The following is a 21,035-nucleotide window of genomic DNA, read 5'->3' on the forward strand; positions in this document are numbered from 1 at the left end:
TAGTGGTTTCAGAAGGATGTTAAATCAATAAGGTTAAGATCTTTGGTGGCAATTGGAAGGCCGCCTTGTTAGTTTCAGAAGGATGTTAAATCAATAAGGTTAAGATCGGTCTATTTGACTCAATGGCTAAACAAGAGGTTTCAGAAGGATGTTAAATCAATAAGGTTAAGATCTTGTTAAATCCCATACTGCCAATATGGAAAGTTTCAGAAGGATGTTAAATCAATAAGGTTAAGATCGCCCGGCTTGCATACTGTTTTCGGCGTTAGGTTTCAGAAGGATGTTAAATCAATAAGGTTAAGATCTTGCTGCTGCTCTACTTGGTGTTTTGTACAGTTTCAGAAGGATGTTAAATCAATAAGGTTAAGATCTAAATGTTATGCCACACACTGAGAACGTGAGTTTCAGAAGGATGTTAAATCAATAAGGTTAAGATCTATCACGGCCTAAGATGTTGCGGTCAGGCAGTTTCAGAAGGATGTTAAATCAATAAGGTTAAGATCGGCATTAAAAAATATATCGGCGACATTCCTGTTTCAGAAGGATGTTAAATCAATAAGGTTAAGATCTTACAAATTATCTGAACTATGACACCGATGGTTTCAGAAGGATGTTAAATCAATAAGGTTAAGATCACGGTTCAAACGACGACATTATTGGCGCCGGTTTCAGAAGGATGTTAAATCAATAAGGTTAAGATCCATTGCCATAAAAACACAATTCCTCTAATTAGTTTCAGCAGGGGGGATAAAGTTGAATGGAAGACATAAAAAAGACAAACAAGAGTGAGTGGTTAAAATGATATTACTAGCGATAATACAAACCGTAATAAGCATTCTAGATTGGCTCGGATTCAAATTTAAAAATAGGACTGAGGGGCTTAGCTCCTTTTTCTTGTACTCGTTTTATCATGGAGGAATAAAAAATGAAAAGAGAAAAAGCGGTTAACATAGTTATATTGCTGTAAATTTCAATTGTGTTCTCTATTTAAGTAGGTGTGTATCGTGAGTTTATTAAAGGAGTACCTAGATTCTAACAACATAACGGGTTATAGGATTGCTAAAGATAATAATATTACTCAGTCAACAATGACAAGGGTAATCAATAGGGACTTGGATAATTTATCATTTAAGTATCTTAAAGCAATAGCTATTTCCTTGGAAAAAGATATAGGGACAGTTGCAAAAGAATTAAATAGCTTGCAAAATAAAACCGTTCGAAATTATGAAGTGCAACAAAAAAGTTAGACAAAGTATATTTTAATTTTATACAATGGCCTACTCCAGAAATTCGACGGGAGTTAAGCCATTTTTGCTTATAGAAATTTTTTAATTATTGTACTAGGTGTTATATTCGGTAACGATTCGCTTTGAATCGTCTAAATTATCAATAGTTGTACGGTATAAGCATTCTTTTTGCATAAGATTTAAGAAGCTTTTTATTGGAGCATTATCATGACAATTGCCCTTATGGGACATACTTGGTGTTACTCCAAGGTTTTTTATTGCATTTTGGTGAAGCAAATGTTGATATTGTTAACCTTGATCGGGATGTGAGATGGGTTTTGAATTAATTGGCAATTTGACAGCTAAATCATCAGTGGTAAATGCCAACTGGTTTAAACGGGCATGTTCACTAATAACTGTTGTTATCAGTAAATGACTGGTCTCATCCATAACAACTGATATATATCCTTCACTATGATTTGCCAGTTTAGCTTGTGTAATATCTGCATATAAGATGGTAACAGGTGCTGTGGCAGTAAATTATACATAAATTGGAGAAACTTGATTAATGGAGAGACAAGCAACTTGATTTTGAGAAAGTCGTGGAAGAATTAATGAAGAAAAAAGAGTGGAAAAAATAAAACAACCAAAAATTAAGATTCAAATTGAAACGAATGCTTCTAAAATTAATAAAGAGGTTAGAAATTGGTAACCTAATTAGGCCGATTAAAGGTTTCAGAGGATGTTAAATCAATAAGGTTGGCAATGAAAAAAAGGGAGTTTAATAATTAATGCTCATAGAGTTTAAATTTGGTATAATGCGAAATGGAATTTGAGAATGATTTGGTATTGGCGATTTACTCACAATAAAAATAAGTTGCTTTTATTGTTTCAGAAGGATGTTAAATCAATAAGGTTAAGCGTAGAGCTAAAAATCTTAGCTCAACAAAAAACGAAAACTCCTATAAGTTAATGATTACTTTAACTTATAGGAGCTTTTTGTAGTTAGAGAAGGATGTTAAATAATTGAATAATGCGTCTTTATTGCGAGAGACAATAAACATTATTTAAAATTGAATACGAGAGTAACGTTAATTTTTGAACAGCTCTCAAAAAAGAAGAGTAGAAAGATAAGTTTGTTTGTAAAATTAAAGTTAAGCTTTTTTCTCATAATTTATGACTTCCTTTGTATTTGTTTTATAAATTTATAATAAAAGCAAAATTTTTATTATATCAAAATAATCAACAATTTTCGGAATGATTATACCCCATAAACTTAGAAATCACAATAAAATAAGTACAGCGACCTTATATTTTATCCAGTAGAACACATTAAATAACTGATATAAAGAAAAAACTACAGACAACAAAAAACAGCCCAACCGAATCCCAATCCAGTCAGACCGTCTTAAATTACCTACATCACCAGCGGCAATACCACCAGGCCGTTCATCAAAATGTGCGCAATCATTGAAGTTTGGATGCGCCCCGTTTTATGGTACAGCCAGCAAAATAGCAGCCCAATTGCGGCGTATAAAAAGATGTGGCTGTCGTTATGCATAAAGGCGAACGCTAAGCTGGAAATGATCGCCATGATCGTCAAGCCTAAGTTCGAGCGCATCCCGAACAGCGTGCTTAAATTGCCAAACAAAACTTTTCGAAAAACTAATTCTTCCATAATGGGCGCCCCAACGGTGATTGCCAACACAAAAAACGGGTTGATTTTCGCTAGGGTAACTAACGTAGCCGTGTTCGCGGAAGCAGGGTTTTGCCCCAGAATAAAAGTGACGTAGCTAACCACAAACTGGAGCACGATTACTAACGCAGTTCCAATAATCCCCCACGCAATTGCTCGGAAGAAGGGGATTCGCCGAGTTTCAATTTGATTGATTTCACTATTTTTCAGGTTAATAACCACCAGCAGAGCAGCTCCGACTAAGTAATCGATAGTTTCCACCCAGATAAATGATGCACCCAACCGAACGAAAAGGTTGATAACGCTCGGTAGCAAGAAAATTGCTAAATAAGTGATTAAAGTTAATAAAGAACTTTTACTAATTTTCATCATGACACTCCTTTATTTCCTGTAAGTATAGCATATTTGAACGGTTGTTATATTTGATTGGTTAATATTGGTCAAAAACACTTGCATTCTATTAAAAACATGATATAGTTATCAGTGTAGTTAGCACTTAGGTATAACGAGTGCTAAATAAATCATGCATTTAATTATCAGAAATTTGGAGGGATTCACGTGTTAAAACCTTTAGGAGATCGCGTTATTTTAGAAGCTAAAGACGAAGAAGAACAAACTGTCGGAGGCATCGTTCTGGCAAGTAATGCTAAAGAAAAGTCCCAAACCGGTAAAGTTGTCGCTGTAGGTAACGGTCGCGTTTTAGATGACGGAAAGACGTTACCAATGAACGTTAAAGTAGGCGACACAGTAGTTTACGATAAATATGCAGGAACAGAAGTAACATACGAAGATCAAAAATATTTAGTTGTCCATGAAAAGGACTTAGTTGCAGTCGTTGAATAATTAATTTAAAGGAGTGTTGATCATGGCTAAAGAAATTAAGTTTTCAGAAGATGCACGCACAAAGATGCTAAAAGGGGTCGACAAATTAGCAGATACCGTTAAGTCGACTATTGGACCAAAGGGACGTAACGTTGTTTTGGAACAATCATACGGTTCACCAACAATCACTAACGATGGTGTAACAATCGCTAAGTCAATTGAATTAGAAGACCACTTTGAAAACATGGGTGCTAAGTTAGTATCCGAAGTTGCTTCTAAGACAAACGACATTGCTGGTGACGGTACTACAACTGCGACAGTACTCACCCAAGCAATTGTTAACGAAGGTATGAAGAACGTTACTGCTGGTGCTAACCCAGTTGGTATTCGTCGTGGTATTGAAAAGGCTACTGAAAAAGCAGTTGCCGCATTGCACAACATGTCACACGAAGTAAAGACAAAGGATGACATCGCACAAATCGCTTCAATTTCTTCTGCTAACCCAGAAGTTGGTAAGTTGATTGCGGACGCAATGGAAAAAGTTGGTAACGACGGAGTTATCACTATTGAAGAATCTCGTGGAGTTGACACAACCCTCGACGTTGTTGAAGGTATGCAATTCGATCGTGGTTACATGTCACAATACATGGTTACTGACAACGACAAGATGGAAGCTAACCTTGACAACCCATACATCTTAATTACTGACAAGAAGATTGCTAACATCCAAGACATCTTGCCATTACTTCAATCAGTGGTTGAACAAAGCCGTTCACTTTTGATCATTGCTGATGACATCACGGGTGAAGCATTGCCAACCTTGGTATTGAACAAGATGCGTGGTACTTTCAACGTGGTTGCTGTTAAGGCACCTGGCTTTGGTGACCGTCGTAAGGAACAACTTGAAGATATTGCCATCTTAACTGGTGGTACAGTTATCACTGACGATCTTGGCTTGAACTTGAAGGACGTTACAATCGAACAATTAGGTCAAGCAAACAAGGTTACGGTTACTAAGGACGACACAACCATCGTTGAAGGTTCTGGTAGCCAAGAACAAATCGCTGAACGGGTTGCAATGATCAAGCAACAAATCAGTGAAACAACTTCTGACTTTGACAAGGAAAAACTTCAAGAACGTCTTGCTAAGTTAGCTGGTGGGGTTGCAGTTATCCGGGTTGGTGCTGCTACTGAAACCGAATTGAAGGAAAAGAAGTACCGTATCGAAGATGCTTTGAACGCTACTCGTGCTGCTGTTGAAGAAGGATTCGTTCCTGGTGGTGGTACAGCACTTGTTAACGTGATTGCTTCCTTGGAAGACCTTGACGCAGAAGGCGACGAATTAACAGGTATCAACATCGTTCGTCGTGCTCTTGAAGAACCAGTTCGCCAAATTGCTGAAAACGCTGGTGAAGAAGGTTCTGTCATCGTTACAAAACTTAAGACACAAAAAGATGGTGTTGGTTACAACGCTGCAACTGACGAATGGGTTGATATGATTGAAGCTGGTATCGTTGACCCAACTAAGGTTACTCGTTCAGCACTTCAAAACGCTGCTAGTGTATCCGCATTGTTATTAACAACGGAAGCGGTAGTTGCTGACTTACCAGAAGAAAAGCCGGCAGCTCCAGCAGCTCCAAACCCAGGTATGGGCGGAATGATGTAAACAAACTTTCGTGACTGATGGAGATGCTTACCGAAAATGGTAAACCATCCCCGCAATTAATCACTGAAGGCAACTGAATAATCCAGGAAAAGACGCGCATTGCGCGTCTTTTTTTGTGTCCAAATGCCGGGGCAAAGGGTTATCGCAAAATCTCTTTAAAAGTTAATCAGGAATTTTGTTTTATTTGCCTAAATTCTGTTATTATCAGTATATGAGTGAGAATCCAAAAATATGCTAGCTAATTTACTGGTTTTGGAGTAGAATTTCACTTGCATATTTTTAAAAACGGAGAGTAAAAAATGTTTTCGTATTTGAAACGTATTTTAATTGGTAAACCACTGAAGACGTTAGACGAAAGTGGCCAAGCGTTAACGAAATTTAAGGCGCTCGCTCTGCTATCTTCAGATGCTTTATCATCTATCGCATATGGTACCGAAGAAATTCTTTCGGTTTTAATTGTTTTATCAGCTGCGGCAACTTGGTATTCAATCCCGATCGCAGCAATCGTGTTAGTGCTATTATTTGCAATTACGGTGTCATATCGTCAGATTATTAAGGCGTATCCTTCGGGAGGCGGTGCTTACGTAGTTGCTAGCAAGAACTGGGGGACTTCGGCCGGGCTAGTCGCCGGGGGGTCGCTGTTAGTTGATTACATGCTGACGGTGGCCGTAAGTGTGACTTCCGGAACCGAAGCGATTACCTCGGCGATTCCGGCGTTACAGAAGTATCACGTGGCCATCGCGGTGCTGATTGTGCTCGGAATTATGGCCCTGAACTTGCGAGGTTTGCGGGAATCGGCAAGTTTCCTTACCATCCCGGTTTACCTGTTCGTAGTGGTAATCTCGATAATGATTATTGTAGGGTTATATAACATCGTTACCGGACAAGTTACTTATCATGCGGCGGCAGCAATTGGCTCGACCGTGCCGGGAATGACCTTCGTGCTCTTCATGCGGGCGTTATCTTCTGGATCTTCTTCCCTAACTGGGGTAGAAGCGATTAGCAACGCGGTGCCTAATTTCAAGAAACCGCGGCGGAAAAATGCGGCAGCTACTTTGGCAATCATGTCGTTGATTTTGGCTTCGTTCTTCGCGGGAATCACGTTCTTAGCTTACTACAGCGGAATTACGCCGATGAGTTCGCAGACCGTGCTTTCCCAAATCGGGGTTACGGTCTTCGGCCACGGGATTTTCTACTATATCCTACAATTGTCAACCGCGTTGATTTTGGCGGTAGCCGCAAACACCGGGTTCTCGGCCTTTCCAATGTTGGCCTACAACTTGGCCAAGGATAAGTTCATGCCCCATGCTTACATGGATCGGGGCGACCGACTCGGCTACTCTAACGGAATTATTTCGTTAGCCGCGGGCGCAATCGTGCTGATTTTGATTTTCGGTGGACAAACCGGTCTCTTAATCCCGCTTTATGCTATTGGGGTTTTCGTACCGTTCACGTTGTCACAATCCGGAATGATCGTGCATTGGAAACGAGAAGGCGGCGCTCATTGGTGGATAAATGCTTCTGCTAACTTACTAGGAGCGTTACTATCGGCAGTCTTAGTAGTCTGCTTGCTATTCCTACACTTTAGCAACGTTTGGCCATACTTTGTGGTTATGCCACTGTTATTGCGGATGTTCTACAAGATTCGTAAGCACTATGACGAAGTCGCTGACCAACTGCGGGTTGTGGAAAAGGGCAAGGTTAACTTGCACGACTATGACGGTTCAACTGTAATTGTGTTGGTTAGCAACGTTACCCAAGTAACTTCTGGTGCGATTAACTACGCTCGGTCAATCGGGGACTACGTAATCGCCATGCACGTTTCGTTTGATGCTAACCCAGAAAAAGAGCATAAGACGGCGATGGAATTTAAAGCGGAATATCCGGACGTACGGTTTATTGACATTCACTCGTCATACCGTTCGATTACCAATCCGACGCTTCGGTTCTGTGACGTAATTGCTAAACGGGCGGCAGAACGGAATTACACTACGACGGTATTGGTTCCGCAATTCGTTCCCCGCAAACCATGGCAAAACATTTTGCATAACCAAACTGGTTTACGATTACGGGCGGCATTAAATTCACGCGAAAACATTATTGTTTCCACGTATAATTATCATTTGAAATAAAAGTAAACGGGTTAAGGAAGTGAGCTTCCTTAACCCGTTTTTTGTGCAAAGACTCCGGGAAAAGCTTCGTTGAAGTGAATAGATGTTATTTTTCTATAGAAACGTTGTCGTTTTAAAATGAAAATTATCGTTAAATTATATGAGTTTTCGATGAAGTTACTGTATAAGGCATGCAAATTTCGGTATAATGAGCTTATTATGAACATAAAAGAGGACAAATTATGCGATTTGAAATAGTTGTCAGTTTATTTGCAACCATGATCATTTCGGCGATTTTAACACCATTTGTCCGAAGAATTGCTTTTAAAATTGGAGCGGTTGATAAGCCGAACGCTCGGCGGGTTAATAAGGTGCCGATGCCGACGATGGGCGGGTTAGCAATCTTCTTGGCATTTAATTTCTCACTTTTTTTCTTATTAAGAAATCAAATTCCTAACCCGCAATTTTACGGAATCTTCTTCGGCGAATGTATAATTATGTTAACCGGAATTATTGATGATATTTTTGAATTAAAACCTTCGCAGAAAATGATTGGAATCTTACTTGCGGCTTTAGCGGTGTATTGGTTTGCGGAAGTGCAAATGACGACCTTAACCTTACCATTTATCGGGATTGTCCATTTAGGATGGTTGTCGCTTCCAATTACCTTGCTATGGATTGCCGCGATTACTAACGCGATTAACCTATTGGACGGTCTAGACGGGTTGGCTACCGGGGTCACCATCATTGCGCTATTTACGACCGGGTTTACCGGATTGTTCTTTTTACCATCCACTAATATTTACATTGTAATTATGATTTTTACGTTAGTGGCTGCAGAAGTGGGCTTTTTGCCATATAATTTCTTCCCGGCCCGCATTTATTTGGGAGATACCGGGGCGTTATTTATTGGATTTATGATTGCGGTCTTTTCGCTTTCAGGATTGAAAAACGCCACCTTCATTTCCGTCTTGATCCCGGTAATGATTTTAGGAGTGCCGTTAACCGACACAATTTACGCCATTTTGAGACGACTGCTAAATAAACAATCAATTGCGCACGCCGATAAACGCCATTTGCACCACCGTTTAATGCAAATGGGATTGACGCATCGACAAACCGTGTTGGTAATTTATGGTATTTCAATGATTTTTTCCTTTATCGCGTTGCTCTACCCGCTTTCTACATTGTGGGGCTCGGTATTGTTGACGATCGGAATTTTAGTGGGAATTGAGTTGTTTGTGGAAGCAATCGGGCTAGTAGGGGAAAATCGGACCCCGATGCTAAGCTGGATTAAACGATTAGTTCGGACCACTACTTCTAAAACTGCTAGCAATGAATTTAAAGAAGAAGATACTTTAAAAGATCGGGTGCGTTCGCGTAGTGAACGGCACCAACAAAAAAAGCATCACGACTGATGTAGTAATCCCTAAAAGTTAGATCTTGGAGATACTATGTAAGGCGCGATGCTTTTTTGTTAAATAATTACTGAGGTTGGTACGGGACTCGAACGCGTTGTTGTCCGCCGTCTTTGAAGCTAACGTTGCCACTAAAAAGTCCGGTTAGTTCTGCCTTTAAATCGGCCACTTGGTCTTGGTCAACGGCGACGGTGGTGATTACCTGGGTGGTATACTCGTGATTCACCTGAGTAATTTGATGTTGTTCGAGGTAGTAGGTTAACTGATCGTTATTTTGGTAATCAATGGTGATTGATAGCAATTCTTGGTCTACCGATTCCATTAGGGCAGCAGATTGCACGGCAAGGGAAGTACTCGATCCGTAAGCCCGGATCAACCCGCCGGCGCCTAATTTGATGCCGCCGAAGTACCGGGTGACCACTACTAAAACGTTCGTGAGATTTTCGCGTTTTAAAACTTCAAGGATGGGCGCGCCCGCCGTGCCAGAAGGTTCGCCATCGTCCGAAGCGCGTTGAATATCTTGGTGGTCACCAAGCACGTAAGCAAAACAATTATGGGTAGCTTTAGCTTCGATTTCACGGATATTTTGCAGTTTAGTTTGGGCTTCTTCTTCGGTTTGTACCGGAATAATCCGGCTAATGAAACGGGATTTCTTAATGTCTTGTTCAGTGGTAACCGGTTCTTTGACGGATAAAATTAATTTCAAGAAAAGGTCTCCTTTTTAAGTATCTTATAGTATGGAAGCAAAGGTTAAAGAAAAATATTACGGCCGGCTAGTACCGGTTAATCAGGCGGAAGCTACTGATCCAACGGTTAATTATTTTCCAGCCGTTATCGTAAAAAAACGGCGGATCCAATGTCAGCGCTGCGGAGCGACTACCAAATTAAAGGAGGGCAGCTTACCCAACCAGCAGTATTATTGTCGAAGCTGTATAAATCTCGGTCGAATGTCCACATTGGTTAAGTTAGGAAACTTGCCTGAACCGAATCACTTTCCTGTGGGCCGTTCATATTTAAAATGGCAAGGGCAACTAACCCCGGACCAACAGCGTTGCGCCAACGAAATTATTTCGTCAATTAAACAGCAAACGGACCGGCTATTGTGGGCCGTTACGGGGGCGGGAAAAACCGAAATGCTTTTTCCGGGAATTAACTTTGCGTTAAAAAAGGCGCTCCGGGTTGCAATTGCCTCCCCACGAATCGATGTAGTTTTAGAACTGCACCCCCGGATTCAAGCGGCGTTTCCGGAAATTGCGATCGCATTATTACACGGGCGCACTTCCACTCCCTATACGTATACACAGTTAGTTTTATGCACTACGCACCAGCTACTTCGATTTTACCACGCCTTTGACGTTTTAATCATTGACGAAGTGGATTCGTTTCCCTTTGCAATGAATTCGGCATTACACTACGCGGCGCACCAAGCGCGTAAGGAGTGCGGCACGACCATTTACTTGACGGCCACGCCAGACGGTCAATTGTTAAAGGAGAGTCGGGCGCACCGGCTGCCTACTAGCTATTTAACCCGCCGATTTCACGGGCACCCGCTACCAGAAATTAAAATGGTCAGTGGGTGCAATTGGCAAAAATTAATTCACCGCCAGCGGCTTCCGGAACGACTACGCCAATTTCTAATGGCTCAAGTAAAGGCCCAGCGGCAGTTTTTAGTCTTTGTTCCGCGAATTGATCAGTTGTCTTCGGTTTTGCAGGCCATTCAAAAACAATTTCCGGAGCTTGGCTTAGCAACGGTGTACGCGGAAGACCCGGACCGGATTGAGAAGGTTTCAGCAATGCGGGAAGGTCAGCTTACCGGTTTAATTACGACCACCATTCTGGAACGCGGGGTTACCTTTCCGGGAATTGACGTAGCAGTTTTAGGTGCGGATGATGAAATCTTTTCCATGGCTGCCCTCGTACAAATTGCTGGAAGGGTCGGGCGCAGTCCTAAACGACCAACCGGAACCGTTTTATTTATTGGCCAAATGTTAACTCGCCGGATTAAAAGGGCCCAACGCCAGATTAAATTTATGAACCAGCAGGCCTTTAAGCAATGAACCGCTGTTTATTATGCAATCGAATGCTGAATAGACGAGTTGACCTATCCTTTATCCTTAGCTTTCAGTGGGCACAACCGCAGCTGCTTTGTCACCATTGTCGAAACCAGCTAGTTAATTTGCAGGAGCGTAAAGTTTGTGTAAGCTGCGGACGACTAGCTAACCAGTTACAATGCCCAGACTGCCAAAAATGGAATGACCAATTTAACAATCAAGCACTTTTCCAATACAACGCGTTCATGAAGGAATTTTTTCAGCGCTATAAATTTCAAGGAGACTACTGGTTGCGTAAAGCTTTTTGCAACGATTTTATCAATTTTATTCAAAGTTTAGTTAAAGAAGATGAACATTTAGTACCAATTCCGGTCGATCAAGGTACAATAAAGGTACGAGGATTTAATCAGGTGGCGGGGTTAATAGAAGGTTTGGAATTTGAGCCCATTTTAATTAGCCAACGCTCTAAACAAGCTCGCCATCAGTTTCAACGCAGCCGTCGGGAACGGCTGCGACGTGAAAATCCTTTCCGGGTTGTTGAACCTAATAAAGTCGCCGGAGCAAAATGGGTAATTATTGATGATATTTACACCACTGGGGTAACCGTTCGCCAAGCCGGACGGGAGCTTAGCAAGCATGGTGCGCGTCAAGTTCGTTCAATTACGCTTTGCCGATAGTTTTTGAGTGTATTAATTGTTTATTATAGCGTTTTCATTTATAATATAAGTGTACAGAAATACATGAAGTAAAACTTATATTTCTGCACGTGGACGCACTTTGTTCACAGTTGAAAGGAGAGAGTCTTATGCTTGATTTTAATGTACGTGGTGAAAATATTGAAGTAACAGAATCAATTCGAGATTACGTTGAAAAAAGAATTGGTAAAATCGAAAAGTACTTTGATCAAGGTGCTAACCCAAAGGCACACGTAAATTTGAAGGTATACCAAGATCGGACAGCTAAAGTAGAAGTTACCATACCATTACCATACTTGGTATTACGAGCAGAAGAGACATCGCCTGATTTGTACGCAAGCGTGGATTTAGTAACGGACAAATTAGAACGACAAATTCGTAAATACAAAACTAAAATTAATCGTAAATCACGGGAAACGGGTTATAAGGGAGTTGAAATCCCACAAGAAGACGCCCGTGAAGACGAAGAAGAAGCCAGTGAATTTGATATTGTGCGGACTAAGCAAGTATCCTTGAAGCCGATGGGAGCTGAAGAAGCAATCTTGCAGATGGACATGTTAGGCCATAACTTCTTTATTTACGAAGACGCTGATACGGGATCGGTTGATATTGTTTATCGGCGTCACGACGGTCGCTATGGTTTAATTGAATCCGCTAACGAATAATTGTAAATGTAAAAAATAAGGATTGCTTAATAAACCACACAAGGTTTGTTAAGCTTTTTTTGATGAACTTTGATAATATAGAAAAAAATGATAAACTTAGACAAGTTTATCGTGGACACGATTTAGAAGAGTACGGAAGGAATTATACATGGCAAACATTTTAAAAAAATGGGTTGAAAGTGATGCCCGTGAAATTAAACGGCTAGGAAAAAAAGCCGACAAAATTGATGCCCTTAAGGATGAGATGGCACAATTAAGTGACGAAGAATTAAAGGCAAAAACGCCAGAATTTAAGGAACGTTTAAAGAATGGGGAAACCCTCGATGATATTTTAATTGAAGCCTTCGCGGTTGCCCGGGAAGGTGCTAAGCGCGTGTTAGGACTATTCCCTTTTCGGGTGCAATTAATTGGTGGAATGGTTCTTCATGGCGGAAATATTGCCGAAATGAAGACTGGTGAAGGAAAGACTTTGACCGCTACGCTACCAGTGTACCTTAACGCCCTAGGCGGCGAAGGGGTTCACGTAGTTACCGTTAACGAATACTTAGCGGAACGGGACTCTACTGAAATGGGTGAGTTATACAAGTGGCTTGGTTTGACGGTTGGGGTTAACACGGCAGAAATGTCGCCTGACGAAAAACGGGAAGCCTACAATTGTGACATTACCTACTCCACCAATAGTGAAATCGGGTTCGATTATTTGCGGGATAACATGGTTGTGTACAAGGAAGATATGGTACAACGACCATTGAACTTCGCGTTAATTGATGAGGTCGACTCGGTATTAATTGATGAAGCCCGGACTCCGTTGATTATTTCTGGACAAACTGAACCCTCGGTTACCTTATACCAACGTGCGGACCGCTTTGTGAAGACCCTTACCGATGGCGATTACACGATTGATTGGGAATCTAAGTCAATTTCGTTGACTGAAAACGGAATTCGGCGTGGTGAAAAGTATTTCAACACGGATAATTTATACGATGTAGAAAACAGTGCCTTGAATCACCATATTGACCAAGCACTCCGGGCCAACTACATCATGACTAAGGATAAGGACTACGTAGTTTCTGATGATGGTGAAGTACTAATTGTTGATTCGTTTACCGGACGGGTCATGGAAGGCCGGCGTTTTTCTGACGGCCTTCACCAAGCAATTGAAGCTAAGGAACACGTTGAAATTCAAGATGGTTCCAAGACCATGGCTAACATTACCTACCAAAACTTGTTCCGGATGTATAAGAAATTATCCGGGATGACCGGGACGGCGCAAACGGAAGCGGAAGAATTCCGCGAAATTTATAACATGGAAGTGGTTAGTGTACCAACTAACCGGCCAGTAGTCCGGGACGACCGCCCTGATTTACTATACCCAACTTTGGAAAGTAAGTTTAAAGCGGTAGTTAAGGAAATTAAAAAGTTGCATACTAAGGGGCAACCGGTGCTGGTTGGTACCGTGGCGGTTGAAACTTCTGAGTACCTATCCCGGTTATTAGACCGTGAACGGATTCCGCACGTAGTTTTGAACGCGAAAAACCACGCTCGCGAAGCTGAAATTGTTGCTAACGCGGGCCAAAAGGGTGCCGTAACCATCGCGACTAACATGGCTGGACGGGGAACCGATATTAAATTGGGACCTGGCGTAGTCGAACTAGGCGGGTTAGCCGTAATCGGTACCGAACGTCACGAATCTCGGCGGATTGATAACCAGTTGCGGGGACGCTCTGGACGGCAAGGTGACGTCGGGATGTCGCAATTCTACCTTTCACTAGAAGACGACTTGATGATTCGCTTTGGTTCCGAACGAATTAAGGACTTGCTTTCCCGGATGAAGGTTGCGGATGAAGACGCGGTAATCCAAAGCCGTTTGATTAGCCGCCAAGTGGAATCTGCCCAAAAACGGGTTGAAGGTAACAACTACGACGCGCGGAAGAACGTCTTACAATACGATGACGTAATGCGGGCGCAACGGGAAGTTATCTACGCGGAACGGCAACAAGTAATTATGGAAGAACACAGTCTAAAAGATGTGCTAATGCCGATGGTTTACCGGACGATTGACCGGGTGGTAGACGCGCATACAGCCAAGACGAAGAAGAGTTACGATCTAGATACGATTGTGGAATTTGCCCGAACCACCTTGGTAAACGAAAATGATATTAACATTGAGGACTTAGAAGGCAAGTCGGCTAACGAAATCAAGGATTACTTGAAGCAGCTAGCAGACCAAATGTACAAGCAAAAGGAAGATGCGTTGTACGCGCCTGAACAAATTCTCGAATTTGAAAAAGTAGTTATCTTACGAGTGGTTGACCAACACTGGACCGACCACATTGACGCGATGGATCAATTACGTCAATCAGTTGGACTACGGGGTTATGGTCAATTAAACCCACTAGTTGAATACCAACAAGAAGGCTACCGGATGTTCAACGAAATGGTTACGGACATTGAGTACGAAACTACCCGACTCTTCATGAAGTCGGAAATTCGACAAAACCTTGAACGTTAGTAGCTTTATAATATAAACTGGGGAGGCGGCAAAGCTGACCCAGTTTTTTTAGTTAAAAGAAAAAAGGAGTAGATGAAATGGAGCTAACGGACGCAAAACATCAAATTGAAGATATGCAAAAAGAGGTCGCTGACTTCGGGAGGTCTCTTTGACTTAGATGCGTTGAATGAAAGCATCAGTGTTAACGAGGCTAAGATGGCGGAACCTGATTTCTGGAATGATCAGGAAAAAGCCCAAAAAATAATTAACGAAACTAACGTATTAAAAGCTAAATATGACAATTTTAAAAATTTAACTGACCATGTGGAAAACTTAGAGGTCACCCTAGAACTCTTAGAAATGGAAGCAGACCCCGACGTGCAGGCGGAGTTTGAAGACGAACTTTCCCAAACGGCCAAACTGCTGCGTGACTACCGGTTAGGACTGTTGCTGAACGGCAAGTACGATGCCAATAACGCCATTTTGGAAATTCACCCGGGGGCTGGCGGAACCGAATCCCAAGACTGGGGCTCGATGTTATTGCGGATGTATACCCGCTGGGCAGAGCAGCACCAATTCAAAGTCCAAATTGAAGATTACCAAGCCGGCGAAGTTGCCGGAATTAGTAGTGTTACAATACGGGTGATGGGCCATAACGCCTACGGCTACCTACGTTCGGAAAAAGGGGTTCACCGCCTCGTGCGGTTATCGCCTTTCGATTCAGCCGGCCGGCGGCACACCTCGTTTGCTTCGGTAGACGTAATGCCAGAATTAGACGACTCGGTAGAAGTTAACATTAACCCAGACGATTTGCGGGTGGACGTTTACCGCTCTAGCGGGGCCGGCGGGCAGCATATTAACAAAACTTCCTCGGCCGTTCGGATTACCCATTTGCCAACCGGAATCGTGGTTGCTAGCCAAGCAGAACGGTCCCAATTGCAAAACCGGGTTACCGCGATGAATATGTTAAAGGCTAAGTTGTTCGAGTTAGAAGAGCAGAAAAAGGCTGAAGAAAAGGCTAAGTTAGAGGGAACCCAGCTAGAAATCGGCTGGGGATCCCAAATTCGCTCTTACGTTTTTCATCCGTATTCAATGGTCAAGGATCACCGGACTAATCTAGAAACTGCGAATGTGCAAGGTGTGATGGATGGCGATCTAGATGACTTTATTAACGCTTATTTACAATGGAAGTTGCAGAAACGTAATCCTAAATAGGAGATTTTTTCATGGCAATGACAATTTTAGTGGTCGATGATGAACCGGCAATCGTTACACTCTTAACGTACAATTTAAAACAAGCTAATTACCAAGTGATTAGCGTAGACAACGGGGTGGACGCCGTTAAAGAAGTGCAACGCGGGAGAGTCGATTTTGTGATTATGGACTTGATGCTGCCCCAGCTTGACGGGGTGGAAGCTACGAAACAAATCCGTAAGTTCAACGAGCAAATTCCGATTATTATGTTGACGGCTAAATCTAGCGAAGTGGATAAGATTTTAGGACTAGAATTAGGGGCGGACGATTACTTAACCAAACCGTTTAGCCCACAAGAATTAATTTCACGGATTAAGGCCATTTTGCGGCGGACTAACCGAGTGGTCGACTTAAAGAAGATTGTCCCTGAATTACCTGTTACGGGGGTTGCGATTGACTTTAAGCGGCTAACGGTACAAAAAAATGGGCAACCGGTGGCTTTAACACCAAATGAATTTCGGCTGCTAAAGTTTTTGTTTCAAAATAGTAACCAAGTTTTATCACGGGATCAAATCCTCGAACAGGTTTGGGGATACGAGTATGGCGGGCAGACGCGCATTGTGGATATGCACATCAGCCATTTACGCGACAAGCTGGAAGACGATCCAAAACATCCACGGTTGATTAAAACTATTAGGGGGTTCGGTTATGAGTTCTTCACAAAAGAAGGGCATTAGAAAAACCATCCAGTTTGGGCTAGCAAGTTTGATTGGGAACGCGTTTATGGCCTTTCTGGTTTATAAATTAATTGTTAAGGAAAACCCGCGGGTCACCCGGGTCGACATGACCTTAATGATTGCGGTAATTTTATTGATTACCGTGATTGAAGTGATTGTTTTTTGGAGTAACCAAAAGAACATCATTGAGCGGCAACACCAGTTCCGAATTAACCTGGAAGAGACCATTAAAGGGAATAAGGTTCCTAAAATTTACCTGGATCCAGACGACCCCTTTTATAAATTATCTAAGGCCGTTAATGAAATTAGTAAACACGAGCGTCACCAAATTCACGAGTTGACCAACCAACAAAATGAATTAAAAGCGATTATGGATAACTTACCGGTGGGAGTATTAGTAATTAATCGACACCGGGAGTTACAGGTGGCGAATACTTACGCCATTAACCGGTTAGGAATCACGGCGCTCGATATTCCGCACCCTTACACGTTAGACGTGCGAAATCAGGAGCTCAGGAACTTAGTTGACCAAGTTTTCCAAAGTCGCCAAAGTGTCACTAAAACACTCGAACTGGAAGACGGCGGGCAATCTCATATTTTTGAAACCAACGTAGTTTACAGTCCCAAAGTGCACCACAAGTTTGAAATTATCGTGTTGCTTTACGACGTAACTGAAAGCGTACGGTCGAAACGAATTGAACAGGATTTTGTTAACAACGCCTCTCATGAGTTGCGGACCCCAATCACTTCAATTGCTGGATTTGCGGAAACGTTGTTGGAGGGCGCCAAAGACGATCCCGAAACGCTGGATAACTTTTTAAATATTATTAAGTCGGAAAGTGATAAATTAGTGCGCCTGGCGGACGATATTTTGACCATGTCCCAGGTCAAAAATGAACCAAAGAATTGGAAGAAAGTTAACTTGTACGCTTACGTGGAACAGCAATTTCACATGTTACAAAACAATTTACAAGAAATGCAGTTGACGGTGGAAAATAAAATTCCGGAAACGACCATGGAAACTGTGGTAGAAAACGACCTTTTCCAAATCACTAAGAATTTGATTACTAACGCGATTAGTTACAATCGCCATGGTGGAAAGATTAAGGTCGAATACGCTTCGCATCACGATAGTTGGGAATTGTCAGTTAGTGATACTGGAATCGGAATTCCGTTAGATCAGTCTGAACGAGTTTTCGAGCGCTTTTACCGGGTTAACAATGCGGTGAAGGGCGGGACCGGCCTGGGGTTAGCCATTGTTAAGGAAGCCGTCGTGGATATGGGCGGTAGCGTCCGGATTGAATCGGACGATGACGATAGTGGAACCACCGTCGTAGTTCGGTTTAAGCGCCGGGTTTAAAATAATAATTCACACAATTAAGGTGTCGGAAAATTCCGACGCCTTTTTTTGTTGACTTTGACGATGCAAAAGTAAGTTTTTACTCATGGGGATGTGGATAACTTAGCTAATCTTGGCGTTAGTTTCGACATCTTTACATAATCTTTACATTACCCATATGGAACCTTTACCTAGCTTTCATAAGCTAAGTATGTAAGTAAGGAACAGGAAAAACGGGAGGTTCGCTAATGAATAAATGGCTTAAGTTGCTGCTTAGTTGCGGATTAATTTTGGGAATTGGGTTACTTGCGGGTTGCCAGAATAAAGACGCCACCCAAAAAGTAACCATTGTCGGTTCGACCGCATTGCAACCCTTGGTAGAAAAAGCGGCGGCAGATTATCAGGTAAATCACCCGCAAGCACAGATTACTGTGCAGGGAGGCGGGTCGGGTACCGGACTTGGTCAAGTTCAACAAGGAGCGGTACAAATCGGAAACTCTGATGTATATGCTGGGCAACAAGATGGAATTCGAGCTAGCCAATTAAAGGATCATCAAGTGGCGGTAGTCGGCATTGCACCAGTAATCAATAAAGACGTGGGGATTAAGAATTTGTCCATGACCGAGCTGCAAAAAATTTTCACGGGAAAGATCACCAATTGGAAACAGGTGGGCGGCCCAGATGAAAAAATTGTGATAATCAATCGGGCCCAAGGCAGCGGAATCCGGAAAACGTTTGAACAGACGGTTTTACCGCATGGTGGGGCGGTAAATGCTCAGGAACAGGATGCTAACGGAACGGTGCAAAAGGTAGTACAGGCAACTCCCGGAGCAATCAGTTATCTATCCTTTTCATACTTCAATAAGCAGTTACAGCCAATCGCAATCGACGGAGTACAACCCACCGCGGAAAACGTGCAAACTAACCGGTGGAAAATTTGGTCGTACGAGCACATGTACACCCAGCTGAAAACTAACTCAGCAACCCGCGACTTCCTTAAGTACATGACGTCCCAGACGGTACAAAAAAATTTAGTGAGTGATTTAGGATACATTTCCATTCATGATATGCAAGTGAAACGGACCATGAACGGAAAAGTGATTCCAATCAGGGGGGAGCAAAATGATTGATGAAATTCAAAAGGAATTAACCCAAAAGTCACCAGCCGCGCGGCAAGATCAATTGGGCAAATTAATCGCCCGGATTTGTGTGGGAGTAATTATGCTAGTGGTTCTAGCAATCTTATTCATGATCACTTCCAAAGGCTTAGCAACTTTTTCAGAAAACAAAATCAGTGTAGGCGATTTTTTCACCAAAACAATCTGGAATCCGACCGCTAAACCGACCCCGTTAGTGGGCGCATTACCGATGATTGTCGGTTCTTTTGCAGTAACCCTGGGCTCGGCACTTTTGGCAGCGCCTTTGGCAATGGCAACGGCCATCTTCATGGTGGAAATTGCAAACAAACGGCGTCGGGGACTTCTTCAAGCGGTGATTGAGTTACTAGTGGGAATTCCATCGGTAGTTTACGGGTTCGTCGGCTTAACGGTGGTGGTCCCCGCCCTTCGTGGTATTTTTGGCGGAACCGGTTTTGGAATTTTAGCCGGCGCCCTGGTGTTATTGGTAATGATTTTGCCAACCGTAACCGCAATGTACGTGGATAGTTTACAAGCAGTTCCCCGTCACTATCGGGAAGCTTCCTTAGCGTTAGGGGCAACCCGTTGGCAGACAATTTCTAAAGTAGTGGTGCGTGCTTCCTTACCCGGGTTGTTAACGGCGATTATTTTTGGGATGGCCCGTGCCTTTGGCGAAGCACTCGCGGTACAAATGGTAATCGGAAACGCAGCGGTTTTGCCAAAAGACGTTTTGACTCCGGCGGCTACGTTGACCAGTGTTTTAACGACCGGAATTGGGAATACGGTGTTGGATACTTTACCAAACAACGCCCTGTGGTCCTTAGCTCTGGTGCTGCTGATAATGTCACTATTTTTCAACCTATTAATTCGGATGATTGGCAAAAAGGGGGCGTTTAAATGAAGGCGAAACGAATTGACCGGATTGCAACCGGGGTGATTTACGCAATGGTGGGATTGGTCGTTTTGATCCTAATTGGGTTGTTAGGTTTTATCTTAGCGACCGGATTACCACACGTGTCGTGGCGATTTCTGACATCTTCGGCGGCCGCCTTTAGTGCAGGGGGCGGCATTGGGGATCAATTGTTTAACTCGTTTTATTTATTGGTGCTAACCCTGATACTATCCTTACCGATTGCGTTAGGAGCAGCAATTTATTTAAACGAGTATGCGCCCCAAAATAAAATTACTGAAATTATGCGAATCATGATTGAAGTGTTGAGTTCGTTGCCTTCGGTAGTGGTCGGGTTGTTTGGCTTCTTACTTTTCGTGGTGCAGTTTCAACTAGGATTTTCCATTCTTTCAGGTGCAATTGCCCTAACGCTGTTCAATTTACCACTGTTAACCCGCAGCATTGAAAACGCTCTGGCAGGGGTGCCTAATTTACAACGAGAAGCAGGATTAGCGTTAGGGATTTCCCGGTGGCACACGATTACCAAGGTGATTCTGCCAGCTGCCTTACCCGGGATTTTAACCGGAGTAATTCTGAGTGCGGGACGGGTATTCGGGGAAGCCGCTGCACTGATTTTTACCGCGGGACAAAGCGCACCAAGTTTAAATTACGCCGATTGGAACCCGCTTAGCAGCACTAGTCCACTGAATATTTTTCGACCGGCAGAAACCCTTGCCGTCCACATTTGGAAGATTAACACGGAGGGAATCATGCCCGATGCTAGCCAGGTATCTGCAGGGGCTTCCGCAGTTTTGATTATTGTAATTTTAATATTTAATTTCAGCGCTCGGCGCTTAGGTAACTGGGTATACCGGCGAATTACCGCGAGCCGATAGGGG

Annotated in this window: 17 protein-coding genes and 1 CRISPR repeat array (1 of these 18 only partly in view); of the genes, 15 read left to right on the forward strand and 2 right to left on the reverse strand. The window is 42.7% G+C overall.

Annotated features, from left to right (window positions below; genetic code table 11):
• Positions 1 to 701: direct repeats of the CRISPR family, unit length 36 nt; unit sequence GTTTCAGAAGGATGTTAAATCAATAAGGTTAAGATC (it extends 786 nt beyond the left edge of the window).
• 303 nt (positions 702 to 1,004) lie between these two features.
• On the forward strand, positions 1,005 to 1,247 hold the full coding sequence (locus tag NL111_RS02300) for a helix-turn-helix domain-containing protein (RefSeq protein WP_053905933.1): 243 nt from the start codon (positions 1,005 to 1,007) through the stop codon (positions 1,245 to 1,247).
• A 1,396-nt stretch (positions 1,248 to 2,643) separates the two neighbouring features.
• Here the strand turns inward: NL111_RS02300 and NL111_RS02305 are convergent.
• Complete coding sequence (locus NL111_RS02305; RefSeq protein ID WP_024862570.1) at positions 2,644 to 3,291, reverse strand: CPBP family intramembrane glutamic endopeptidase; 648 nt, start codon at positions 3,289 to 3,291, stop codon at positions 2,644 to 2,646.
• Between the two features lie 189 nt (positions 3,292 to 3,480).
• On the opposite strand from NL111_RS02305, the gene groES reads away from it, so the two are divergent.
• The 4 genes from groES to NL111_RS02325 all read left to right on the forward strand — a co-directional run bounded on the left by groES (position 3,481) and on the right by NL111_RS02325 (position 8,939).
• Positions 3,481 to 3,765, forward strand: a complete 285-nt coding sequence (gene groES, locus NL111_RS02310; RefSeq protein WP_002829962.1) for a co-chaperone GroES — start codon at positions 3,481 to 3,483, stop codon at positions 3,763 to 3,765.
• A gap of 22 nt (positions 3,766 to 3,787) precedes the next feature.
• Positions 3,788 to 5,410: a chaperonin GroEL gene (gene groL / locus NL111_RS02315; protein ID WP_002829959.1), complete on the forward strand. Its 1,623-nt coding sequence runs from the start codon at positions 3,788 to 3,790 to the stop codon at positions 5,408 to 5,410.
• Positions 5,411 to 5,709: 299 nt separating this feature from the next.
• Entirely contained in the window at positions 5,710 to 7,542 is a 1,833-nt protein-coding gene (gene kimA / locus NL111_RS02320) for a potassium transporter KimA (protein ID WP_002829957.1), read from the forward strand.
• Between the two features lie 221 nt (positions 7,543 to 7,763).
• Entirely contained in the window at positions 7,764 to 8,939 is a 1,176-nt protein-coding gene (locus NL111_RS02325; protein ID WP_002829956.1) for a glycosyltransferase family 4 protein, read from the forward strand.
• A 67-nt stretch (positions 8,940 to 9,006) separates the two neighbouring features.
• On the opposite strand, the gene NL111_RS02330 is transcribed toward NL111_RS02325, so the two are convergent.
• Positions 9,007 to 9,645, reverse strand: a complete 639-nt coding sequence (locus NL111_RS02330) for a YigZ family protein (RefSeq protein ID WP_285110414.1) — start codon at positions 9,643 to 9,645, stop codon at positions 9,007 to 9,009.
• Between the two features lie 31 nt (positions 9,646 to 9,676).
• Here NL111_RS02330 and NL111_RS02335 point away from each other — a divergent pair, with 31 nt between their 5' ends.
• The 10 genes from NL111_RS02335 to pstA all read left to right on the forward strand — a co-directional run bounded on the left by NL111_RS02335 (position 9,677) and on the right by pstA (position 21,032).
• Complete coding sequence (locus NL111_RS02335) at positions 9,677 to 10,996, forward strand: ATP-dependent helicase ComFA (RefSeq protein ID WP_128688329.1); 1,320 nt, start codon at positions 9,677 to 9,679, stop codon at positions 10,994 to 10,996.
• Positions 10,997 to 11,115: 119 nt separating this feature from the next.
• Positions 11,116 to 11,667 carry a ComF family protein gene (locus tag NL111_RS02340; RefSeq protein ID WP_285110415.1) on the forward strand — a complete coding sequence of 184 codons (552 nt, stop codon included), beginning with the start codon at positions 11,116 to 11,118 and terminating at the stop codon, positions 11,665 to 11,667.
• A gap of 128 nt (positions 11,668 to 11,795) precedes the next feature.
• Positions 11,796 to 12,350, forward strand: coding sequence for a ribosome hibernation-promoting factor, HPF/YfiA family (hpf, locus tag NL111_RS02345; protein WP_002829951.1), 555 nt, complete (start codon positions 11,796 to 11,798; stop codon positions 12,348 to 12,350).
• A gap of 148 nt (positions 12,351 to 12,498) precedes the next feature.
• Positions 12,499 to 14,862, forward strand: coding sequence for a preprotein translocase subunit SecA (gene secA / locus NL111_RS02350; protein WP_002829950.1), 2,364 nt, complete (start codon positions 12,499 to 12,501; stop codon positions 14,860 to 14,862).
• A gap of 77 nt (positions 14,863 to 14,939) precedes the next feature.
• Positions 14,940 to 16,056, forward strand: a protein-coding gene (prfB, locus tag NL111_RS02355; protein ID WP_126130458.1) for a peptide chain release factor 2 whose coding sequence is annotated in 2 segments (ribosomal slippage) — positions 14,940 to 15,011 and positions 15,013 to 16,056 — 1,116 coding nt in all. Because the reading frame shifts where the segments join, the coding sequence is not laid out codon by codon here.
• An 11-nt stretch (positions 16,057 to 16,067) separates the two neighbouring features.
• Complete coding sequence (locus NL111_RS02360) at positions 16,068 to 16,772, forward strand: response regulator transcription factor (protein ID WP_128688330.1); 705 nt, start codon at positions 16,068 to 16,070, stop codon at positions 16,770 to 16,772.
• The gene (locus NL111_RS02365) at positions 16,744 to 18,132 is read left to right on the forward strand and encodes a sensor histidine kinase (protein ID WP_002829946.1); all 1,389 of its coding nucleotides are present in this window, start codon (positions 16,744 to 16,746) and stop codon (positions 18,130 to 18,132) included. Before NL111_RS02360 ends, NL111_RS02365 begins: the two co-directional genes overlap by 29 nt.
• 227 nt (positions 18,133 to 18,359) lie before the next feature.
• A complete protein-coding gene (locus NL111_RS02370) occupies positions 18,360 to 19,241 on the forward strand; it encodes a phosphate ABC transporter substrate-binding protein PstS family protein (protein WP_002829945.1) in 882 nt (293 codons plus the stop codon).
• Complete coding sequence (gene pstC / locus NL111_RS02375) at positions 19,237 to 20,148, forward strand: phosphate ABC transporter permease subunit PstC (RefSeq protein WP_058121037.1); 912 nt, start codon at positions 19,237 to 19,239, stop codon at positions 20,146 to 20,148. Before NL111_RS02370 ends, pstC begins: the two co-directional genes overlap by 5 nt.
• Entirely contained in the window at positions 20,145 to 21,032 is an 888-nt protein-coding gene (gene pstA / locus NL111_RS02380) for a phosphate ABC transporter permease PstA (RefSeq protein ID WP_002831117.1), read from the forward strand. The genes pstC and pstA overlap by 4 nt, the downstream gene beginning before the upstream one ends.
• The last annotated feature ends 3 nt before the right edge of the window (positions 21,033 to 21,035 follow it).

The sequence above is a fragment of the Pediococcus sp. AC40 genome, from assembly GCF_030252485.1.
Lineage (GTDB): Bacteria > Bacillota > Bacilli > Lactobacillales > Lactobacillaceae > Pediococcus > Pediococcus acidilactici.

Bases quoted from the DNA above. Each gene is read 5' to 3' on its own strand.
- NL111_RS02305 (WP_024862570.1), bottom strand. From the start codon at position 3,291: ATGAAAATTAGTAAAAGTTCTTTATTAACTTTAATCACTTATTTAGCA.
- groL (WP_002829959.1), top strand. From the start codon at position 3,788: ATGGCTAAAGAAATTAAGTTTTCAGAAGATGCACGCACAAAGATGCTA.
- kimA (WP_002829957.1), top strand. From the start codon at position 5,710: ATGTTTTCGTATTTGAAACGTATTTTAATTGGTAAACCACTGAAGACG.
- NL111_RS02325 (WP_002829956.1), top strand. From the start codon at position 7,764: ATGCGATTTGAAATAGTTGTCAGTTTATTTGCAACCATGATCATTTCG.
- NL111_RS02335 (WP_128688329.1), top strand. From the start codon at position 9,677: ATGGAAGCAAAGGTTAAAGAAAAATATTACGGCCGGCTAGTACCGGTT.
- hpf (WP_002829951.1), top strand. From the start codon at position 11,796: ATGCTTGATTTTAATGTACGTGGTGAAAATATTGAAGTAACAGAATCA.
- secA (WP_002829950.1), top strand. From the start codon at position 12,499: ATGGCAAACATTTTAAAAAAATGGGTTGAAAGTGATGCCCGTGAAATT.
- NL111_RS02360 (WP_128688330.1), top strand. From the start codon at position 16,068: ATGGCAATGACAATTTTAGTGGTCGATGATGAACCGGCAATCGTTACA.
- NL111_RS02365 (WP_002829946.1), top strand. From the start codon at position 16,744: ATGAGTTCTTCACAAAAGAAGGGCATTAGAAAAACCATCCAGTTTGGG.
- NL111_RS02370 (WP_002829945.1), top strand. From the start codon at position 18,360: ATGAATAAATGGCTTAAGTTGCTGCTTAGTTGCGGATTAATTTTGGGA.
- pstA (WP_002831117.1), top strand. From the start codon at position 20,145: ATGAAGGCGAAACGAATTGACCGGATTGCAACCGGGGTGATTTACGCA.